At 76.6% G+C, this 1,160-nt stretch carries 1 protein-coding gene; it reads left to right on the plus strand.

Features of this window, described 5'->3' with window-relative positions; genetic code table 11:
* Nucleotides 1-70 precede the first annotated feature (70 nt).
* Nucleotides 71-1,060 (plus strand): hypothetical protein, encoded by a 990-nt coding sequence (locus HCN52_RS24535; protein WP_168090605.1) that lies wholly within the window; start codon nucleotides 71-73, stop codon nucleotides 1,058-1,060.
* Nucleotides 1,061-1,160: the final 100 nt, after the last annotated feature.

Genomic DNA, 1,160 nt, shown 5'->3' on the forward strand with positions numbered 1-1,160 from the left:
CGGGGGCACCGACCCACGCGCTGCGCGACGCCCCGGCGCAGCGCCGCCGACCGACCCCCGGAGCCCCGCCGTGCGCCCCAGCCGCCCCGCACCCCGACTCGCCGTCCTCGCCCTGCTGCCGCTTCTCGCCACCGCCGCCTGCTCCGGCCCCGGCGCCGCACAGCCACCGGAACCCGCGTCCGCCGCCGACGAGGCGACCGAACCGCAGGTGCCCGGCGCCGCCGACGCGGTCGAAGCGGTGGTGCCGGCCGCCTCCCTCACCGCCGACCTCACCCTGCCGCTGGACGAGTACCACATCCCCACCGAGGACCAGCGACTGCTGGAGGAGGCCCGTGACGTCCTGATCACCGACTGCATGGCGCGGTACGGGCTGGAGTACACCCCCGCCGAGAGGCGGGCGGCCGACCTCGGGACGCACCTCTACCTCTACGGCGTGGACGACGCCGACGTCGCCGCCGAGCACGGCTACATGCACCCCGTCGACCTCGACCCGGCCACCTACGCCCCCGTCTTCCCGCACGACCTCACCCCGGACCAGGAGCTCGCCCTCCACGGCGACCCCGGGCTCGACCTCGACCACCCCGAGACCCTGGAGGAGGCGCAGCGGATGACGGGCCCCGAACTCGGGGGCGAACCGGTCCCCGTCACCGGCTGCCACGGCGAGGCCACCCTCACGGTCAACCGGCCGGAGGCCGACTGGGTGGACCCCACGGTGATCCTGCAACTCGCCGACGAGGCGGCCCATCTCGCCGACGAGGACCCCCGGCTGGAGACGCTGCTCGCCGAGTGGTCGGACTGCATGGCCGACCACGGCCTCACCACCGACACCCCGCTGGAAGCCGCTGCCCAACTCGGCCTCGGCGGCGACGTGTCGGGGCGCGAGGCACGGGAGGCCGCCGTCGTCGACGTGGCGTGCAAGGAGCGGACCGACCTGGTCGCGCGCTGGGCGGCGATCGACGCCGACCACCAGGAGGCGGTGATCGCCGAGCACGCCCCCATGCTGGCGGACTACCGCGAACAGCACGAGGAGCGCATGGCCCGGGCCCGCGCCGTGCTGTGACCAGCGCGCCGCGTCCGGGTGCCGCGGCAACGACGACGCGGCGGCCCGGCCCCCGCCCCTGTCGGGGTGTGGGGACCGGGCCGCCGCGCGGTCGGGGGGG

This window comes from Streptomyces bohaiensis, assembly GCF_012033785.1.
GTDB lineage: Bacteria > Actinomycetota > Actinomycetes > Streptomycetales > Streptomycetaceae > Streptomyces > Streptomyces bohaiensis.